Genomic DNA, 19,191 nt, shown 5'->3' on the forward strand with positions numbered 1-19,191 from the left:
GTTCCGGCGGGCCAGATGCGTGATGGGTTTCGCTTCGCTCTACCCATCCTACGAGTGCATGTCGGAGAACTGCAGTGCTGCCAAACACTCCGGCATCGTAGGGTGGGCAAAGCGAAGCGTGCCCACGACTTTGCGTATCGTGACCGGCACGTGGGCACGGCGCTTTGCGCCTTTGCCCACCCTACGGCACCGTCGTCGCGGAGACACTCTGGATTGCTTCCGCCTTCGCCAAAGGCTTCGGCGGACAAGTCGCTACGCTGGCAATGACGCGGAGGAGAAAGCGAGCGTCCCACCCCACTCTCGTGCCCCGGAGCAGCGCATCACGTAGTGGTGCGCTGCAGAGCCGGGGCCCATGCATCGGCCTCTTCCCGTTCCGCTGTGGGTCCCGGCTCTGCGCAGCAGCGTTGCACGCTGCAGCGCGTCCGGGACACGAGGGCGGGTGGCGTGGCGACAGAAGCGTCCCATCCCCCAATCACAACTCCGTGTCTTTATTCGGAAACGATCATTCCCTATTATCCCGCAATGCAAAAAGTCGCCCGCCGATCGCAAGCTGTCGCCCGTCCGCCCGGTCGTCCCCGGGAGTTCGACATGGACACCGCGCTTGACCGCGCGGTGCGGGTGTTTTGCGAGCGCGGCTATCATGCCACCTCGATCGGCGACCTCACCGCGGCGATGCGGCTCGCCACCGGCAGCGTCTACAAGGCTTTTCGCGACAAGCAGGCCGTGTTCCTGGCCGCGTTCGAGCGCTACGCCACGGTGCGCCGGGAGCAGACCCGCAGCGCGGCTGCGCGGGGCGCCAATGGCCGCGAGCGGCTGCGCCATATGCTGCTGTCCTATGTCGAGCACTCCCAGGGCATCGAGGGGCGCCGCGGCTGCATCGTGGTCGGCGGTGCGGTCGAGCTCGCCGCGCTCGACCCGGAAGTCCGCGCCCGCGTCAACGCCCAGCTCGAGACCAACGAAAGCTTCATCGCCGGCCTGATCCGCGAAGGACAGGCCGACGGCTCGATTCCCCGCCATGTCGATGCGGACGATACCGCGCGGCTGATGATCTGCATCACGCAAGGGATGCGCGTCGTCGGCAAGGCGCGCCTGCCGCTCGACGGGGAGCGTCTGGTCGGCGTCGCGCTGAAGCTGCTCGCCTGAATTTATGTCATATTAGGGAATGAACGTTCCCGATCTTTCGGAGACTGTTTGAAATGACGATGAATGCCACCATCGAGACCGCACCCGAGCCGGATGCGGTGTCGCAGCGACTGACCTTCGTGCTTGCCGCGGCCTGTGGCATGGTCGCCGCCAACATCTATTATGCCCAGCCGTTGATCGCCCCGATCAGCGCCGCGCTCGGCCTGTCGCATGCGGCGGCGGGGCTGATCGTGACCATGACGCAGATCGGCTATGGCGTCGGGCTGCTCTTCATCGTGCCGCTCGGCGATCTCGTCGAGAACCGCGCCCTGATCTGCTCGGTCATCATGCTCGGCGCTGCGGCCCTGCTTGCGGCCGCGTTCTCGACCCATGCGCTGCCCTTCCTGGCTGCCGCGCTGTTCATCGGCCTCGGCTCGGTCGCGGTGCAGATCATCATTCCCTATGCGGCGCATCTGGCGCCGGAAGCGATCCGCGGCCGCGTCGTCGGCAACGTCTCGACCGGCCTGATGCTCGGCATCATGCTGGCGCGTCCGGTGTCGAGCTTCGTCACGGCGGCCTCGTCATGGCATGCGGTGTTCTTCGCCTCCGCCGCGCTGATGATCGTGCTCGCGACGGTGCTCTGGATGACGCTGCCGCGGCGCAAGCCCGTCGCGCGCATGCATTACGGCACGCTCTTGCTGTCGATGCCGCATCTGGTGCGCACCACGCCGCTGCTGCGGCGCCGGGCGCTCTACCAGGCGAGCCTGTTCGGCTGCTTTACGCTGTTCTGGACGGTGGCGCCCCTCCAGCTTGCCGGCGCATTCGGCTTCTCCCAGCAGGGCATTGCGCTGTTCGCCCTTGCCGGCGTCGCCGGCGTGTTCGCAGCGCCCATCGCCGGCCGGCTCGCCGACCGCGGCCACAGCCGCATCGCGACTCTGGTGGCGATGCTGCTGGCGGCCCTGGGCTTCCTCGCGACCTATATCGGCGCGCCCGGCTCGATGCTGAACCTCGCCTGCCTGGTCGTGGCCGCGATCGCCATCGATATCGGCGTGCAGGGCAACGTCGTGCTCGGTTTCCGCGCCATCTTCGTGCTCGGGCACGAGCAGCGCAGCCGCCTCAACGGCCTCTATATGGCGACGTTTTTCGCCGCCGGCGCCGCCGGCTCCGCGGTCGGCGCCTGGGCCTTCGCACAGGGCGGCTGGACGCTGGCCTCGGCCATTGGCCTTGCTCTGCCCGTGGCGGGACTGCTCTATGCGGTAACCGAGTAACCGCCCGAAGGGGGGATTGCGCGACGCGGATGTTTACCAATCCGCGGAGACCCAGCCCCGCCGGGCCTTCGGGGGTGCAATTTCCATCTCGCGGCCGGCCCGCGCTTGTAGTACTTTCGTCGCAAGCGGACCTGGTTAACGGGCTGGCAGGGGGAGGCTGATGAGGCGTGCGGGGCTGTTTGGCGTACCGCGGGTACGACCATGGTCGTGGCAGGCGTTCCTGCTCGGATTCGTCGTCGTTGCAATGTCGGCCCTGCTCCAGGGCGTCTGCGTCGCGCTCGGCGCGAAGCTCTATTTCGCGGCGTTTCTGCCTAGCCTGTTCGTGCTCGCATTGATCGCGGGCGCGCCGGCGGCGGCATTCGCCGCGTTGCTCACCATTCCGCTGGTGTGGTGGGCATTCATACCGCCCTTCTTCCAGTTCGCCCCGCTGACCAGCGCGAATGCCGATTCCGTCAACCTGTTCTGCCTGCTCGCCGTGCTGCTGATCGGGCTTGCCGATCTCTGCCGCGAAACGATGTCGATGATCAGCCGCGGCGGGCTGAAGCCGTCGGGCGAGAGCGCGGCAACGAATTCGCAATAGATTCGGTGTTGCGCGAGCGTGCGCGTTGCGCGCGCGCAACAGTCCGGCAACCATGCGCGAGCATGCCGTGCGCCGCTAACTTTTCGAAAAAGATTTGGCCGCACTTTCTCCCCCGGGAATGACGAGGGAGTTTTGAGACATGAACGGCCAGATCAACGGACACGCCATCCTCGAGAACGTGCGCCGCTATCGCGGCATCGCATCGCTCTATCGCCAGACCGCTGCATTCCGCCCGGGCCAGAGCTGGTCGCTGCTGGAGCAGGCGAGGGATTGGGAGGAGCGGGCGCTGTCGGAGCTCGAAGCCTATTTCGCTGCGCGCATGGACTATGCCGCACCGCTCGCGGCCTGATCGTTAACCATCGCAGCGCTGCGCGCGAACGGCCGCAGAGACGTCCGCGCCCCCCGGTCAGAACCGGTAGCTCGCCTGAACCCTCACCGTGCGGCCCTGGCCGGGAGAGATGTTGTTGTTGCCGTCGGCGGACGCCCAGTAGCCGCGATTGAAAATGTTCTCGACCGTCAGCTGGGCACGCCAATTGGCATCGATGGTGGCGTAGAGACCGGCATCGAAGCGAACGAAGCCCGGCAGCCTCACGGTGTCGTCCGACGACGCGAACGAATCGCTGAAATAGATGATGCCGAGCGCCGCCGCCCACATCGGTGTGAACTGGTACTTGTTCCACCAGGCGAACTGATTGTACGGCACGAGTTGCACGCGATTGCCGGGCACCACGGTTGCCGACGTCGCGCTGGTGATCTTCGCATCCGTATAGGCGTAACCGAGCGAGGACTGCCATTGATCGGTGACGTAGCCGACGAGGCTGGCCTCGAAGCCGCGCGTCAGCGTGCTGCCTGAGGGCAGGAAGAAGCCGGGTCGGTTGCCGTCGGCAATCGGCTGGTTGGTGCGGTTCAGATTGTAGATCGCGGTCGAGAACAGCAGCTTGGGATTGACGTTCCACTTCATGCCGACCTCGGTATTCTCGAACTTTTGCGGCTGCAGGATCAGCGTGCCGTCGTTAAGCGAGGAGAACTGGTCACCGGAGGCGGGCAGATAGGAAATGCTGTAGGCGGTATAGAGCGACATCGCCTCCATCGGCTTGAGGATCACCGCCGCCTGCGGCGACACCAGATTGTCGGTGCGGTTGCGGTTGATGTTGGTGTTCATGTCCAGCGCCGACATCTCGAAGCGGTCGAACCGCGTGCCGACGATGAGCTGGAGCGCGCGAGAGAATTCGACGGTGTCGCGCAGGTAGCCGGACGAGACGTTCAACGCGTATCTGCTGTTGGAATCCGGCGTCGTGACGCCGTCGGTATTGGTGCCGGTGAAGTGGTGAACGAAGGTGACCGGCCCGAAATAGGTCGGTGCGAACGGATTCTGGACGATGGTGTTGGTGCCGTTCGGGAAGACGCCCGTGTTGCGGATGTCGACACCGGTCTGGCGGCCGAACTCGGTGCCGAAGCCGAAAGTGTGCGCGATCGGACCGGTCCAGCCCTTGTAGGTGAAGTCGGTCTGGTTGAAGACGTTGTCGCGGTTGGTCGTGTGTTGATAAGCGCCGAGATTGACCGCGGTCCCGGCCGGATTGACGGCGCCGGCAAGCGGCCCGCCGGTCGGATAGACGTTCTGGTAAAATTTCTGATAGTCGGCCGCGATCGTGCCGTTGCGCACCGACAGGCCGTTCTGGAAGTCGTGCTCGATGATCGCCATGCCGGTCTGCACGGTGGCCTGCGCGGTGTTGAGGCTTGGGCTGCCGAAGAAGGTCTGAAGATTGCCGTTCGGCGCAAACGGCGTGGTCGGATTGAACCGGGTCACGCCGCCGGGAAGGCTCTGGGAAGGATTGCCGCGATCGGCGGTGCGGCCGTCGTGGTAGTATTCGTAGGAGAGCTTGATCCTGGTGAAGTCATCCGGCTTCAGCGTCACGGTCGGGTTGATGCCGTAGCGCTCGAGATGGTTGAAGTCGCGGAAGGCATCGCTGCCTTCGTAGAACACGTTCAGCCGCGCCGCGACGTTGTCGTTGATGGCCTGTCCTGCATCGAGCGTGACGCGGCGGTCGCCCCAGGATCCCGTCTGCGCGCTTGCCTCGTAGATGCGCCTGCCGTCGGCCTCCTTGAGGGTACGGTTGAGCACGCCGCCGCCAGCGCCGCGGCCGAAGGTGAGGGCACTCGGGCCCTTCAGCACCTCGATGCTCTGGGTGTTGTACATGTCGCGGAAATACTGCACGTCGTCGCGAAACCCGTTGACGAAGAAGTTCGCGCTGGAATCGACGCCGCGGATGACGAGCTCGTCGCGGTTGCCCTCGCCCTGGTGGATGGCGACGCTCGGGACATAGCGCGTGACATCCGTTAGGCCCTGGTAGTTCTGGTCGCGGATCTGCTCCCTGGTGATGACCGCGAGTGATTGCGGAATATTGACGATGGGCGTGTTGGACTTGGTCGCGACCGAGGTGCTGTTCGCGAAATAGCCGACCGTGCCGGTGCGGGCGTCCTGCGAGGGCGTGAACGGTTGAGGCGCGGGCGCCGTCTCGGGCCGCCGCGCGGTCTGTGTCCGGCGGGTTCGCGTGCCGCCCGACCGTCGCGCGGCCGAAGATGGATTGGAGCGCCGCTGCGCTTCGGGTGCGGTCACGGTGATCGGGGGAAGCGTGGCGCCTTGTCCGGGCGAGGATTGTGCAACTGCCTGCGGGGCAATGAGGAATGCGCCTGAGGTCATCAATGTGGCGAGCAGGGCGCGCGCGATCCCCCGAACCTCGCGCTTGGAAAGACGTCCGTCAGCAGACAAAAGCTCGCCGTTGGCTGCGATGCCGTTCATCGCGCCCTCCATACGTTTCAAGACTCGCCCGAATTCCCCTGGGATGCGGCTGGACGCGGGGCAAGACGCGACCGTGCACGCGAAGTCACTGCGTGGATGAACACGGCGGGCGGCCGGCAATTCCGGGACATCGGATTTGAATCGTTCGAAACATTTCGGGTTCCGGCAAGCTTCGGCCGCGCGCGGGACCCGGGTCGACTACGGAGTTACCCGGCCGGTGCCGTATGCTAGCAAGCCCCGGGATTTCCTTACGCAGGCCGGGGGCGAGCGATGACCACCTTCAACCGCATCTTCACGACCGAGCGCCTGCTTCAGATCATCGTCATTCTGGCGGCGACGATCGCGATGAAGCTGATGGCCTGAACGCCGGCTGCCTACCGCCCGCCGAACTCGGGCACGTCGGGCAGATAATTCGACCCTTCCGACCCCAAGAAATCGAACATCGCCTGCGCCGGCGGCAGCAGCACCTTGTCGCTGCGGCGGATCACGTACCATTGCCGCACGATCGGCAGGCCGGCGACGTCGAGCACGATCAGCCGGCCCTCCGCGAGCTCATGCGCGACCGTGTGGGCCGAGATGAAGGCGATGCCAAGCCCGGCGATCACCGCCTGCTTGATGGTCTCGTTGCTGCTCATCTCCATGCCGATGATCGGCTCGAGGTCCGACCTCTGGAACATGCCCTCCATCAGCGTGCGCGTGCCCGAGCCGGGCTCGCGGGTGAGGAAGGTCTCGTGCACGAGGTCGGTCAGGCTGAGGCCGGAATCCTTCTCCAGCCAGTGCCCCTTGCGCGCGACGATGACGTGCGGATTGCGTCCGAGCTGACGGACGTCGACGCTGACGTCGGCCGGCGGCCGACCCATCACCGCGAAATCGAGATCGTAGCCGTGCATGGCCTCGCGGATCTCCTCGCGATTGCCGATGGTGAGCTTGATCTCGATCTTGGGATGCCGCTTCGAGAACGCCGCGATCGCATGCGGCACGAAATATTTCGCGGTGGAGACCGCGCCGAGATGCACCGTGCCGCCGGTCCGCCCCGCGAGCAGGTCGAGCGCGCCCTGGCAGTCCGTGATCGCGGCCTCGACGCGCTCGGCGAGCGCCAGCACTTCCTTGCCTGCCTCCGTCAGCAGCATGCCGTCGCCGGTCCGCTGCACCAGCGGCAGGCCGGCGAGGTCCTGAAGCTGCCGGAGTTGCTGGGTCACGGCCGGCTGCGTCAGGCCGAGATGGCCGGAGGCCGCCGTCACGCTGCCCTTGGCCGAGAGCGCCGCAAGCGAGCGAAGCTGCCGGATCGTCAGATGCCGGAGCTGGACCGCCGCATGGCCGGAGCCATTATAAGAAAAATCTTTGGCACTCATTATGATTAGAAATTTTCCTTATTAAGTCGCGCCTGTCAATCTCCTGATGCCGGGACTGACCGCACCGACCTCCACGTGGAGGGCAATGGATGCGGCGCCGGCCCAGGGGATGGACGCAGATGACCGGGCAACTCAGGCTGGACGACCACCTTCAACGGTATTCAGAGACCGCGCCCCACGCGCTGGCGGTGGCGGCCGCAGTCGATGCCATCGCGGCAGCGGCGATCGAGATCGCCGAGCTCATCGCCACCGGCGACCTCGCCGACGCCTCGGGCCTGACTACGGGCCGCAACAGCGACGGCGACGTCCAGCGCGATCTCGACGTCCAGGCCGATGCGATCCTGCGCCGTTGCCTCAGCCGGCTGCCGGTCGCGGCGCTGGCGTCGGAGGAGATGCGCGAGCCCCAGACCGGCGACCGCGCGGCAAAGATCTGCGTGGCGATCGATCCGCTCGACGGTTCCTCCAACATCGACATCAACATGACGGTCGGGACGATCTTCTCGATCCTGCCCGCGCCCGACGATCCCGCGCTCGCCTTCCATCAGCGCGGATCAGTGCAGCTTGCGGCGGGCTTCGTCACCTACGGGCCGCAGACATCGCTGGTGCTGACGCTCGGCGACGGCGTCGACATCTTCACGCTCGACCGCAAGGCCGGCTGCTTCCGCCTCGCGCGCAGCGGCGTGCAGATCTCCGAGGCCTGCGAGGAGTTCGCCATCAACGCGTCGAACCGCCGGCACTGGGAGCAGCCGGTGCGTGCCTTCGTCGACGAATGCCTCGCCGGCGTCGAGGGGCCCGCCAACCACAATTTCAACATGCGCTGGATCGGCTCGCTGGTCGCGGAGGCCTATCGCATCCTCACCCGCGGCGGTGTGTTCCTCTATCCGTCGGACGCGCGCCCCGGCTATGGCGACGGCCGCCTGCGCCTCGTCTACGAGGCCCACCCGATGGCGATGATCATCGAGCAGGCCGGCGGCTCGGCCTCGACCGGGCGCGAGCGCATCCTCGACCTCTCCGCGCAGAGCCTGCACCAGCGCGTGCCGCTGATCATGGGCTCGAGCAACGAGGTGCGGCGCGTTGAGGAGTTGCACTGCGACCCGTTGCTGGTCGCCAGCGTCTCCGCGCCGCTGTTCGCGCGGCGCGGCTTCTTCCGGCTCTGAGCGAGGCGTCCCATGTCCAGGAAGCATCCCATCATCTCCATCACCGGCTCCTCCGGCGCCGGCACCACTTCGGTCAAGAAGACGTTCGAGCAGATCTTCTTCCGCGAGAAGGTCAACGCCGCCTACATCGAGGGCGACGCCTTCCATCGCTACGACCGTGCCGAGATGCGCACGCAGATGGCGACGGAGGCCGAGCGCGGCAACAAGCATTTCAGCCATTTCAGCCCCGAGACCAATTTGTTCGAGGAGCTGGAGCGCGCCTTCCGCGACTACGGCGAGACCGGCTCCGCGGTGACGCGGCACTACGTCCATGATGCCGAGGAATCCGCGCTGCATGGTGCTGCGCCCGGCACCTTCACCGATTGGAAGCAGTTGCCGGAGAACTCCGACCTCTTGTTCTACGAAGGCCTGCACGGCGCCGTCGTCACCGACAAGGTCAACGTCGCGCGCTATGCGGACCTCAAGATCGGCGTCGTACCGGTCATCAATCTCGAATGGATCCAGAAGCTGCACCGCGACCGCAGCGCGCGGGGCTATTCGACCGAGGCCGTCACCGACACCATCCTGCGGCGGATGCCCGACTACATCCACTACATCTGCCCGCAATTCACTGAGACCGACATCAACTTCCAGCGCGTGCCGACGGTGGATACCTCCAATCCGTTCATCGCGCGCTGGATCCCGACGCCGGACGAATCGATGGTCGTGATCCGCTTCAAAAATCCGCGCGGCATCGATTTCCCCTATCTGCTCTCGATGCTGCCGCAGAGCTGGATGTCGCGCGCGAACTCGATCGTGTGCCCCGGCGCGAAGCTCGATCTCGCCATGCAACTGATCCTGACGCCGCTGATCATGCAGCTCATCGAGCGCAAGCGCAGCTTGAAGTGAACGAGGAGAGACCCCGATGAACATCTCCGTCCACGCCGAAGCCGACCTCTATGCCGTCGCGCACAGCGATCTCGCCAATGCGGTCCGCTTCCTCGCAGTCGACGCCATCGAGACCTCGCAGTCCGGTCATCCCGGCCTGCCGATGGGCATGGCCGACGTCGCAACCGTGCTGTTCTCGCGTTTCCTGAAATTCGACTCGGCCCATCCCAACTGGCCGGACCGCGACCGCTTCGTGCTCTCGGCGGGGCATGGCTCGATGCTGCTCTATGCGCTGCTGCATCTCACCGGCGGCGATGTCAGCCTCGACGACATCAAGGCCTTCCGGCAGTGGGGCTCCAGGACGCCGGGCCACCCTGAGTATGGTCATACGCCCGGCGTCGAGACCACGACGGGACCGCTCGGGCAGGGGATCGCGACCGCTGTCGGCATGGCGCTCGCCGAGCGCATGGCCAATGCGCGGCATGGCGACGGGCTCGTCGATCACTTCACCTATGTCATCGCCGGCGACGGCTGCCTGATGGAAGGCATCAGCCAGGAGGCGATCTCGCTTGCCGGCCATCTCGGGCTCGGCCGCCTGATCGTGCTCTTCGACGACAACGGCATCTCCATCGACGGTCCGACGTCGCTTGCGACATCGGACGACCAGCTCGCGCGCTTCGCCGCCTCCGGCTGGTCGGTGCGCCGCGTCGACGGGCATGATCCCGAAGCTGTCGCTCGGGCGATTGCGGAGGAGCGCGAGACCGCCAGGCCGTCCTTGATCGCCTGCCGCACCATCATCGGCTATGGCGCGCCCGACAGGCAGGGCACCGAGAAGGCGCATGGCGCGCCGCTCGGCACCGAACAGACCGCCGCCGCGCGCCGCGCACTCGGCTGGGACTATCAGCCCTTCGTGGTGCCGATCCCCGTCGCGAAGGCTTGGCGGATGATCGGGCAGCGCGGACAGGTCGATCGTCTCGCGTGGCTCGATCGCTACGAATGTGCGACGCCCGAGCAGCGCGATATGTTCGTCGAGGGCAAGGCCGTCGCTCTCCCGGCGGCCTATGCGCTGGCCGCGGCGAAATTGCGCGAACGCTTTGCCAGCGAGCGCCCGAAGCTCGCGACGCGGCAGGCCTCGCAGCAGGTGCTCGATGCCATCGCCGGGACAATTCCCGGCATGGTCGGCGGCTCGGCGGACCTGACCCATTCGAACCTGACGCATGCCAAGGCGCAGGCGCCGGTCAAGAGCGGTGCCTTCGCCGGCGACTACATCCATTACGGCATTCGCGAGCACGGCATGGCGGCTGCGATGAACGGCCTCGCGCTCCACGGCGGCTTCCTCCCCTATGGCGGCACCTTCCTCGCGTTCTCCGATTACAGCCGGCCCGCGATCCGCCTTGCGGCCCTGATGCGGCTGCGCGTCATCCATGTGATGACGCACGATTCCATCGGCCTCGGCGAGGACGGCCCGACGCACCAGCCGGTCGAGCATCTTGCGGCGCTGCGGGTCATTCCGAACCTGCTGGTGTTTCGTCCCGCCGACGCGGTCGAGACGCTGGAGGCCTGGGACTGCGCGCTCGAAGCGGAGGATCGCCCCTCGGTGCTGTGCCTGTCGCGACAGGCGCTGCCGGCCTTCCGCAGCGATGCCCGCGGCCGGAACCGCGTCGCGCGCGGCGCCTATCTTATCGTCTCGCCCGACGGCGGCCGTGACGTCACGTTGATGGCGACCGGCTCGGAGGTCTCGATCGCGCTGGACGCCGCTCGCCTGCTCGCGACCGAGCACGTCCGTGCGGCTGTGGTCTCCGCACCGTGCTTCGCGCTGTTCGAGGAGCAGCCGGACGACTACCGCGCCGCCGTGCTCGGCTCCGCGCCGCGCGTCGGCGTCGAGGCGGCCGTCGCCGGCGACTGGCATCGCTGGATCGGCGCCGACGGTGAATTCGTCGGCATGCGCGGCTTCGGCGCTTCGGCACCGGCACCGGTGCTCTACCGCGAATTCGGCATCACGCCGCAAAGCGTGGCCGAGGCCGCTCGCAGGGCAATCGCCCGCGCGCGCAAGCAATAACAGGAGGATCTGACGTGGCACGTATCACCCTTCGCCAACTGCTCGATCACGCTGCCAGCCACGGCTATGCCGTGCCGGCGTTCAACATCAACAACATGGAGCAGGGCATCGCGATCATGCAGGCCGCGGCCGAGGTCGACGCGCCCGTCATCATCCAGGCCTCGCGGGGCGCGCGCAGCTATGCCGGCGATCTCATGCTCTCGCACATGATCGACGCGCTGGAGCGGACCTACCCGGACATCCCGCTCTGCATGCACCAGGACCACGGCAATGACGAGGCGACCTGCGCCTCCGCCATCGCCCATGGCTTCACCTCGGTGATGATGGACGGCTCGCTCAAGGCCGACGCCAAGACGGCGGCCGACTACGACTACAACGTCGCGATCACCCGCCGTGTCGTCGATCTCGCCCATTGGACCGGTGCCTCCGTCGAGGGCGAGCTCGGCGTGCTCGGCTCGCTCGAGCATGGCGGCGGCGAACAGGAGGACGGCCATGGCGTCGAGGGCAAGGTCAGCCACGACCAGTTGCTGACCGACCCGGACCAGGCCGTCGATTTCGTCCGCGCGACGAAGGTCGATGCGCTGGCGATCGCGATGGGCACCTCGCACGGCGCCTACAAGTTCAGCCGCAAGCCTGATGGCGACATCCTGGCGATGCGGGTGGTCGAGGAGATCCATCGCCGGCTGCCGAACACGCATCTGGTCATGCACGGCTCCTCCTCGGTGCCGCAGCCGCTGCAGGACATGTTCAACCAGTTCGGCGGCGAGATGCCGCAGACCTGGGGGGTGCCGGTCGAGGAGATCGTGCGCGGCATCAAGAGCGGGGTGCGCAAGGTCAATATCGATACCGACTGCCGCCTCGCGATGACGGCGGTGTTCCGGAAAGTCGCCGCACAGACGCGCTCCGAGTTCGATCCGCGCAAGTTCCTCAAGCCCGCGATGGACGCGATGCGCGAGCTCTGCCGCGATCGCTTCGAGCAGTTCGGCACCGCGGGTCATGCCAGCAGGATCAAGGTCATTCCGATGAGCGAGATGGCGCGGCGGTACCGCGCCGGCGAACTGGATCCGCGCATCGGCGCCCGCGAGCCCGTAGCGGCCTAGTCAATCAGAGAGAGAAGAGCAGGAGAGAGCCATGAATGCACATGCAGGAACCGTCCGCGGCAAAGAGCGCTATCGATCGGGCACGATGGAATACGCGCGCATGGGCTATTGGGAGCCCGACTACACGCCGAAGGACACCGACGTCATCGCGCTGTTCCGCGTCACGCCGCAAGAGGGCGTCGATCCGATCGAGGCATCCGCCGCGGTTGCGGGCGAATCCTCGACCGCGACCTGGACGGTGGTGTGGACCGACCGCCTGACCGCCGCCGAAAAATACCGCGCAAAATGCTATCGCGTCGATCCGGTGCCGGGCACGCCGGGCTCGTATTTCGCCTACATCGCCTACGATCTCGACCTGTTCGAGCCGGGTTCGATCGCCAACCTCTCGGCCTCGATCATCGGCAACGTGTTCGGCTTCAAGCCGCTGAAGGCGCTGCGTCTCGAAGACATGCGCTTCCCCGTCGCCTATGTGAAGACCTTCCAGGGACCGGCGACCGGCATCGTGGTCGAGCGCGAACGGCTCGACAAGTTCGGCCGGCCGCTGCTCGGTGCGACCGTGAAGCCGAAGCTCGGGCTCTCGGGCCGCAACTACGGCCGCGTCGTCTACGAGGCGCTGAAGGGTGGGCTCGACTTCACCAAGGACGACGAGAACATCAACTCGCAGCCCTTCATGCACTGGCGCGACCGCTTCCTCTATTGCATGGAGGCGGTGAACCGCGCGCAGGCCGCCTCCGGCGAGGTGAAGGGGACGTACCTGAACGTCACCGCGGGGACGATGGAGGACATGTACGAGCGCGCGGAGTTCGCCAAGGAGCTCGGATCATGCATCGTCATGATCGACCTCGTGATCGGCTACACCGCGATCCAGTCGATGGCGAAGTGGGCGCGCCGCAATGACATGATCCTGCATCTGCACCGCGCCGGTCACTCGACCTACACGCGGCAGAAGAGCCACGGCGTGTCGTTCCGCGTCATCGCCAAATGGATGCGGCTCGCCGGCGTCGACCACATCCATGCCGGCACGGTTGTCGGCAAGCTCGAAGGCGATCCCAACACCACGCGCGGCTATTACGATGTTTGCCGCGAGGAGTTCAATCCGACCAGGCTCGAACACGGCATCTTCTTCGATCAGTCCTGGGCGAGCCTGAACAAGATGATGCCGGTCGCCTCGGGCGGCATTCATGCCGGCCAGATGCATCAGCTGCTCGACCTGCTCGGCGAGGACGTCGTGCTGCAGTTCGGCGGCGGTACCATCGGCCATCCCATGGGCATTGCGGCCGGCGCGATCGCCAACCGCGTGGCGCTGGAAGCGATGATCCTCGCTCGCAACGAGGGCCGCGACTACGTCCACGAAGGCCCGGAGATCCTGGCCAAGGCCGCGCAGACCTGCACGCCGCTGAAGTCCGCGCTCGATGTCTGGAAGGACGTCACCTTCAACTATCAATCCACCGACACGCCGGACTTCGTGCCGACGGCGCTGGAAACCGTTTGAGGAGTTTTGAGATGAAACTGACCCAGGGCTGCTTCTCGTTCCTGCCTGATCTCACCGACGACCAGATCACCAAGCAGGTGCAATACTGCCTCGCCAATGGCTGGGCGGTGAACATCGAGTTCACCGACGATCCGCATCCCCGCAACACTTATTGGGAGATGTGGGGGCTGCCGATGTTCGACCTCCAGGACGCCGCCGGCGTGATGATGGAACTCGCCGAGTGCCGCAGGGTGTACGGCGACCGCTACATCCGCATCAGCGGCTTCGATTCCAGCCATGGCTGGGAATCGGTGCGGATCTCCTTCCTCGTCAACCGGCCGCCGCAGGAAGCGGAATTCGAGCTGGTCCGGCAGGAGGTCGGCGGCCGCGCGATCCGCTACACCACGGTGCGGAAGCCCGCCCACGCCACGCAATAACGGTTCTCCCTCCGCGCGGAGCACTCCCTGCTCCGTTTCCTTGGCGGACCACTGCTTCGCCGCTCCCCCGCGGCGAAGCTCTTTTCTTCGAGGTACCCATGCTGGATGTCCCCCACGCAACCACGGCCGAACCAGGCGAGACCCAGTTCGATCTCCGCAAGGAGGCCGAGGCGGCCGGTATAACCGAGACGTTGCAACAACTCGATCAGGAACTGATCGGGCTCAAGCCGGTGAAGAACCGCGTGCGCCAGATCGCTTCGCTGCTGCTGATCGAGCGCATCCGTCAACGCGCAGGCCTCGCCGCGGCGCCGCCGACGCTGCACATGTCGTTCACGGGCAATCCCGGCACCGGCAAGACCACGGTGGCTCTGCGTATGGCCAAGATCCTGCATGGGCTCGGCTTCGTACGGCGCGGGCAGGTGATCTCGGTGACGCGTGACGATCTCGTCGGCCAGTATATCGGCCACACCGCGCCGAAGACGAAGGAGATCCTGAAGAAGGCGATGGGCGGCGTGCTGTTCATCGACGAGGCCTATTATCTGCATCGCCCCGACAACGAGCGCGACTACGGCCAGGAGTCGATCGAGATCCTGCTCCAGGTGATGGAAAACCAGCGCGAGGATCTGGTCGTGATCCTCGCAGGCTATGGCGAACGGATGACGAGCTTCTTCGCATCCAATCCCGGATTCCGCTCGCGCATCGCTCACCACATCGAGTTTCCCGATTATGCGGAAGCCGAGCTGCTCGTCATCGCCGAGCTGATGCTGAAGGAGCGGGGCTATCGCCTCTCGGCGGCGGCGCGCGAGGCATTCGAGAAATATATCGCCCTGCGCCGCACCCAGCCGTTCTTCTCCAACGCGCGTTCGATCCGCAACGCCGTGGACCGCATTCGGCTGCGGCAGGCCGATCGCCTGGTCTCCGACCTCGACCGCATGCTCGATGTCGCCGATCTCGAAACCATCGACCCCGCCGATGTCCTCGCAAGCCGTGTCTTCAGCGGCGGTGCCGACTTAGGGAGTGCAAAGCCATGACGCGGGAGATCCTCATCGCCCCCTCGATCCTGGCTGCGGATTTCGCGCGTCTCGGCGAAGAGATCGCGGCGATCGACGCGGCCGGCGCGGACTGGATCCATTGCGACGTCATGGACGGACATTTCGTCCCGAACATCAGCTTTGGCGCCGACGTGATCAAGGCGATCCGGCCGCTGACGAAGAAAGTCTTCGACGTGCATCTCATGATCGCGCCGGTCGATCCCTATCTCGAAGCGTTCGCGAAGGCGGGCGCCGATGTCATCACGGTCCACGCCGAAGCGGGACCGCATCTTGATCGCTCGCTGCAGGCGATCCGCGCACTCGGCAAGAAGGCCGGCGTCAGCCTGTGTCCTTCCACACCGGAGAGCACGATCGACTATGTGCTCGATCGTCTCGACCTCGTGCTGGTGATGACGGTCAATCCGGGTTTCGGCGGCCAGGCCTTCATCGAATCCCAGCTCGAAAAAATCCGGCGCATTCGCAGCATGATCGGCGACCGGCCGATCCGGCTCGAGGTCGATGGCGGCATCACGCGCGACAACGCTGCGGCGGTTGCCGCCGCCGGTGTCGATACGCTGGTGGCGGGTTCCGCCGTGTTCCGCGGCAAGAGCAGTGCCGACTACGCCGGGAACATCGCGGCTATCCGCGTCGCTGCGGAGGCGGCGCGGGTTCCAAAATTGCAGGATAGTTCCGTGCATGCGCTGCGTAGCGGCGAGACGGCGCGCCTCCGGTAGATTACGGAGGTGCGGTACGCGCCCGCGACGTTTCTCCGGGCCGCTACGGGGAATTGATCGCGAATTCGCCGTCACCTTCATGCCGGGGTAACCAACGGTCGCAAAGCCGCGCCTCGATTAACACCGGCGCAATGCGCTGCGTCACAATCTGTGGTTCAAGTGCCGCGGAGACGCGTGGGATGCACATTCAATATCTTCACTGGAATGCGGCCCATGGCTGGCGCGGAGCGGATGCCCTGCGCGAGCCTGCTCAGCTCGTGCTCTACTTCGGCGGCCGGGAGGCGCTGGCGGACGGCGAGCGTTATCGCGAGCTGCGCGGCCTCCATCCCGAAAGCCACATCGTCGGCTGCAGCACCGGTGGCCAGATCCACGGCGACGATATTGCCGACGACGTAATCGTCGCCGTCGCCCTGCATTTCGCGCGCACGCAAGTGCGGGTCGTGAACGAGACGATCGAATCCCGCACCGCCTCGCGGGCCTGCGGCGCCCGTTTCGCCCGCCAGTTGGCGGCTCCGGATCTTGCGGGTGTGTTCGTGCTCTCCGATGGATTGAACGTGAACGGCAACGAGCTGATCGCCGGGATCAGCGACGTGCTGGGACCGGGCGTGCTGGTGACAGGCGGGTTGGCGGGCGACGGCACCAAGCTCGAGCAGACATTGGTTGGCGCCGATGGCGAGGCATTGCCGAACCGCATCGCTGCGATCGGATTCTATGGCGCGTCCTTCCGCTTCGCACATGGCTGTGCCGGAGGCTGGGACGTGTTCGGTCCGCGCCGCAAGGTGACGAAGTCGGAGGGCCCCGTGGTGGTCGAGCTGGATGGCGAACCGCCGCTCGATCTCTACACGCGTTATCTCGGCGAGGAGGAAGCCGCGGCGATGCCGGGCTCGGGTCTCGCCTTTCCCTTGCGCATTCACGACGAGGCCGCGCCGGATCGGCAGATCGTGCGCTCCGTCTTCGCAGTGGATCGCAACGCCCGCACGCTGACGTTCGCAGCGGACATTCCGCAAGGGTGCACGGCGCAGCTGATGCGCGCCAATTTCGACAGTCTCGCCGCCGGCGCCGGCGAGGCGGGCAGGCAGGCACGCACCGCGCTCGCGGACGGGGTTGAAGGCGACAAGCTCGCGATCCTGGTCAGCTGCACCGGCCGCCGCAGGGTGATGGGGCAGCGCACGCAGGATGAGCTGGACGCGGTCGCTGCCGAGCTCGGCGACGACGTCGTCCGCATCGGCTTCTACTCCTATGGCGAGATTGCTCCGCCGGTCGCATCCGGCCGCTGCGAGCTGCACAACCAGACCATGACGGTGACCATGATCGCGGAGGCGGCCGCGTGAGCGTGCACCGCCTGCTGGCAAGACAGATTCGCCAGGCGACCGACGAAGCCGGGCAGGTCGATCTGACCAGGCTCGGCGAGCTCGTCAGCGCGGCCTATGAGGAGAGCGATCGCGATCGCCGCCGCACCGACCGTGCGATCAAGCTGATGATCGAGGAGCTGGAGCAGACGCACAAGCGCGCCGAGCAGGATCTGCTCCGGGCGCGCGAGTTCCTCGACAGCATCATCGAGAACATTCCGATCGCGGTCTTCGCCAAGGACGCGAAGGACTCCCGCTACGTCCTGCTCAACCGCGCCGGCGAAGAGTATTACGGCATGCCGCGCGAGGAGATGCTGGGCAAGACGCCGGAGCAGATCTTTCCGCGGGAGGTCGCCCGCGTCGTCAGCGAGCAGGACCGCCGCGTGGTCGACAGCGGCACCCCCATGGTGCTGGAGGGGCATTCGCTCGAGATCGGCGTCAAGGGCCATGATCGCCTGGTCAACTCGCGCAAGCTGCTGGTTCGCGACGGTAACGGCGCGCCGCAATATCTCGTCGGCGTCATCGAGGATATCACCGAGCGGATCACCAACGAGGCGCGGATCAGCCATCTGGCCCACCACGACGCATTGACCGACCTGCCGAACCGCAGCGCCTTCAACGCGGCGCTGGACGAGCGGCTGGAGCGGGCGCAGGAGGGCTCGACCAGCTTTGCGGTGCTCAGCCTCGATCTCGATCGCTTCAAGGAGGTCAACGACGTCTTCGGCCATCCCGTCGGCGACATGCTGATGCGGGCCGCGGCGGAGCGCATTGCTGCCGAAGCCGACGACGCCTTCGTCGCCCGCATCGGCGGCGACGAGTTCATGATCCTGATGCCCGAGGACGCCAGGCGCGAAGACGTGCTCACGCTCGCCGAACGCCTGGTCGAGGTGATCGGCAAGGAACTCGAGATCGACGACTATCTCTCCCAGGTGGGCGTCAGCGTCGGTATCGCCGTCTATCCCGACGACGGGGTGGATGCAGCGACGCTGCTCGCCAATGCGGATTCCGCGCTGTACCGCGCCAAGCGCGAGGGCAGGGGGCGGGTCTGCTTCTTCGAGTCCGAGATGGACCAGGAGCTGCGCGATCGCAGGCTGCTGCAGCACGATCTGCGCCAGGCGCTGGAGCAGAACCAGTTGCTGGTCTATTTCCAGCCGCAGGCGCGGATGGACGGCGAGGTGATCGGCTTCGAGGCGCTGCTGCGCTGGAACCATCCGACGCGGGGCTTCGTGCCGCCGGACCAGTTCATTCCGCTCGCCGAGGAGAACGGGCTGATCGTCGAGATCGGCGAATGGGTGCTGCGCGAGGCCTGCCGCGAGGCGGCGTCCTGGCCGCGGCCGTTGCAGGTCGCGGTCAATCTGTCGCCTGTCCAGTTCCAGACGGGCGATCTCGAACGCGCGATCCACCAGATCCTGCTGGAGACGGGCCTTTCGCCGACACGGCTCGAGGTCGAGATCACCGAGGGCGTCCTGATCGGCGATTTCACCCGGGCGCTCACTCTGCTGCGGCGGCTGAAGGCATTGGGCATCCGCATCGCGATGGACGATTTCGGCACCGGCTACTCCTCGCTGTCCTATCTGCAGTCGTTTCCGTTCGACAAGATCAAGATCGATCGCAGCTTCATCTCCAATCTGGAGGCGACGCCGCAATCGGCCGAGATCGTCCGCGCGGTGCTGAGTCTCGCCCACGCGCTGAATATCCCCGTCGTCGCCGAAGGGGTGGAGACGGAGGCGCAGCGTACCTTCCTGGCGCACGAGGCCTGCGAGGAGATGCAGGGCTATCTCGTCGGCCGGCCCGAACTGATCGAACGCTATCTCGAGCTGGTCGGCGTGGCCGTGGAACGCCGGCTCTACGCTTAGCGTCGTCG

Annotated in this window: 16 protein-coding genes; 14 read left to right on the forward strand and 2 right to left on the reverse strand. The window is 66.1% G+C overall.

All coding sequences use genetic code 11. From position 1 onward, the window contains the following. Positions 1–522: 522 nt before the first annotated feature. The 4 genes from JQ617_RS35745 to JQ617_RS35760 all read left to right on the forward strand — a co-directional run bounded on the left by JQ617_RS35745 (position 523) and on the right by JQ617_RS35760 (position 3,319). On the forward strand, positions 523–1,143 hold the full coding sequence (locus JQ617_RS35745; protein WP_063691825.1) for a TetR/AcrR family transcriptional regulator: 621 nt from the start codon (positions 523–525) through the stop codon (positions 1,141–1,143). Between the two features lie 53 nt (positions 1,144–1,196). Continuing rightward, the gene (locus JQ617_RS35750; RefSeq protein WP_212030467.1) at positions 1,197–2,390 is read left to right on the forward strand and encodes an MFS transporter; all 1,194 of its coding nucleotides are present in this window, start codon (positions 1,197–1,199) and stop codon (positions 2,388–2,390) included. Between the two features lie 160 nt (positions 2,391–2,550). Beyond that, on the forward strand, positions 2,551–2,970 hold the full coding sequence (locus JQ617_RS35755; RefSeq protein ID WP_212030468.1) for a DUF4118 domain-containing protein: 420 nt from the start codon (positions 2,551–2,553) through the stop codon (positions 2,968–2,970). 139 nt (positions 2,971–3,109) lie between these two features. Continuing rightward, positions 3,110–3,319: a hypothetical protein gene (locus JQ617_RS35760; RefSeq protein WP_212030469.1), complete on the forward strand. Its 210-nt coding sequence runs from the start codon at positions 3,110–3,112 to the stop codon at positions 3,317–3,319. Between the two features lie 57 nt (positions 3,320–3,376). Here JQ617_RS35760 and JQ617_RS35765 read toward each other — a convergent pair whose 3' ends face one another. Continuing rightward, entirely contained in the window at positions 3,377–5,770 is a 2,394-nt protein-coding gene (locus JQ617_RS35765) for a TonB-dependent receptor (protein ID WP_212030470.1), read from the reverse strand. A 374-nt stretch (positions 5,771–6,144) separates the two neighbouring features. Then, complete coding sequence (locus JQ617_RS35770) at positions 6,145–7,122, reverse strand: LysR family transcriptional regulator (protein ID WP_212030471.1); 978 nt, start codon at positions 7,120–7,122, stop codon at positions 6,145–6,147. 119 nt (positions 7,123–7,241) lie between these two features. Here JQ617_RS35770 and JQ617_RS35775 point away from each other — a divergent pair, with 119 nt between their 5' ends. From JQ617_RS35775 to JQ617_RS35820, 10 genes are all read left to right on the forward strand, one after another. Further along, positions 7,242–8,279 (forward strand): class 1 fructose-bisphosphatase, encoded by a 1,038-nt coding sequence (locus tag JQ617_RS35775; protein WP_212030472.1) that lies wholly within the window; start codon positions 7,242–7,244, stop codon positions 8,277–8,279. Between the two features lie 12 nt (positions 8,280–8,291). Continuing rightward, complete coding sequence (locus JQ617_RS35780) at positions 8,292–9,167, forward strand: phosphoribulokinase (protein WP_212030473.1); 876 nt, start codon at positions 8,292–8,294, stop codon at positions 9,165–9,167. Positions 9,168–9,183: 16 nt separating this feature from the next. After that, entirely contained in the window at positions 9,184–11,205 is a 2,022-nt protein-coding gene (tkt, locus tag JQ617_RS35785; RefSeq protein ID WP_212030474.1) for a transketolase, read from the forward strand. Positions 11,206–11,219: 14 nt separating this feature from the next. After that, positions 11,220–12,305, forward strand: a complete 1,086-nt coding sequence (gene fba / locus JQ617_RS35790; RefSeq protein WP_063691802.1) for a class II fructose-bisphosphate aldolase — start codon at positions 11,220–11,222, stop codon at positions 12,303–12,305. Positions 12,306–12,336: 31 nt separating this feature from the next. Further along, positions 12,337–13,797, forward strand: coding sequence for a form I ribulose bisphosphate carboxylase large subunit (locus JQ617_RS35795; RefSeq protein WP_212030475.1), 1,461 nt, complete (start codon positions 12,337–12,339; stop codon positions 13,795–13,797). An 11-nt stretch (positions 13,798–13,808) separates the two neighbouring features. Next, a complete protein-coding gene (locus JQ617_RS35800; protein ID WP_145668005.1) occupies positions 13,809–14,213 on the forward strand; it encodes a ribulose bisphosphate carboxylase small subunit in 405 nt (134 codons plus the stop codon). Positions 14,214–14,311: 98 nt separating this feature from the next. Further along, positions 14,312–15,244, forward strand: a complete 933-nt coding sequence (cbbX, locus tag JQ617_RS35805; protein ID WP_212030476.1) for a CbbX protein — start codon at positions 14,312–14,314, stop codon at positions 15,242–15,244. Continuing rightward, a complete protein-coding gene (gene rpe, locus JQ617_RS35810; protein WP_212030477.1) occupies positions 15,241–15,978 on the forward strand; it encodes a ribulose-phosphate 3-epimerase in 738 nt (245 codons plus the stop codon). The genes cbbX and rpe overlap by 4 nt, the downstream gene beginning before the upstream one ends. Before the next feature lie 179 nt (positions 15,979–16,157). Continuing rightward, positions 16,158–17,309, forward strand: coding sequence for an FIST signal transduction protein (locus tag JQ617_RS35815; RefSeq protein ID WP_212030478.1), 1,152 nt, complete (start codon positions 16,158–16,160; stop codon positions 17,307–17,309). Then, positions 17,306–19,183, forward strand: a complete 1,878-nt coding sequence (locus JQ617_RS35820; RefSeq protein WP_212030479.1) for a putative bifunctional diguanylate cyclase/phosphodiesterase — start codon at positions 17,306–17,308, stop codon at positions 19,181–19,183. The genes JQ617_RS35815 and JQ617_RS35820 overlap by 4 nt, the downstream gene beginning before the upstream one ends. The last annotated feature ends 8 nt before the right edge of the window (positions 19,184–19,191 follow it).

The sequence above is a fragment of the Bradyrhizobium sp. KB893862 SZCCT0404 genome (assembly GCF_018130885.1).
Classification (GTDB): Bacteria; Pseudomonadota; Alphaproteobacteria; order Rhizobiales; family Xanthobacteraceae; genus Bradyrhizobium; species Bradyrhizobium stylosanthis.

Excerpts from the sequence above, each read along its gene's own strand:
- JQ617_RS35755 (WP_212030468.1), top strand. The coding sequence starts at position 2,551 with ATGAGGCGTGCGGGGCTGTTTGGCGTACCGCGGGTACGACCATGGTCG.
- JQ617_RS35765 (WP_212030470.1), bottom strand. The coding sequence starts at position 5,770 with ATGAACGGCATCGCAGCCAACGGCGAGCTTTTGTCTGCTGACGGACGT.
- JQ617_RS35800 (WP_145668005.1), top strand. The coding sequence starts at position 13,809 with ATGAAACTGACCCAGGGCTGCTTCTCGTTCCTGCCTGATCTCACCGAC.
- JQ617_RS35795 (WP_212030475.1), top strand. The coding sequence starts at position 12,337 with ATGAATGCACATGCAGGAACCGTCCGCGGCAAAGAGCGCTATCGATCG.
- JQ617_RS35780 (WP_212030473.1), top strand. The coding sequence starts at position 8,292 with ATGTCCAGGAAGCATCCCATCATCTCCATCACCGGCTCCTCCGGCGCC.
- rpe (WP_212030477.1), top strand. The coding sequence starts at position 15,241 with ATGACGCGGGAGATCCTCATCGCCCCCTCGATCCTGGCTGCGGATTTC.
- cbbX (WP_212030476.1), top strand. The coding sequence starts at position 14,312 with ATGCTGGATGTCCCCCACGCAACCACGGCCGAACCAGGCGAGACCCAG.
- JQ617_RS35775 (WP_212030472.1), top strand. The coding sequence starts at position 7,242 with ATGACCGGGCAACTCAGGCTGGACGACCACCTTCAACGGTATTCAGAG.
- tkt (WP_212030474.1), top strand. The coding sequence starts at position 9,184 with ATGAACATCTCCGTCCACGCCGAAGCCGACCTCTATGCCGTCGCGCAC.
- JQ617_RS35815 (WP_212030478.1), top strand. The coding sequence starts at position 16,158 with ATGCACATTCAATATCTTCACTGGAATGCGGCCCATGGCTGGCGCGGA.
- JQ617_RS35770 (WP_212030471.1), bottom strand. The coding sequence starts at position 7,122 with ATGAGTGCCAAAGATTTTTCTTATAATGGCTCCGGCCATGCGGCGGTC.
- JQ617_RS35760 (WP_212030469.1), top strand. The coding sequence starts at position 3,110 with ATGAACGGCCAGATCAACGGACACGCCATCCTCGAGAACGTGCGCCGC.
- JQ617_RS35745 (WP_063691825.1), top strand. The coding sequence starts at position 523 with ATGCAAAAAGTCGCCCGCCGATCGCAAGCTGTCGCCCGTCCGCCCGGT.
- JQ617_RS35750 (WP_212030467.1), top strand. The coding sequence starts at position 1,197 with ATGACGATGAATGCCACCATCGAGACCGCACCCGAGCCGGATGCGGTG.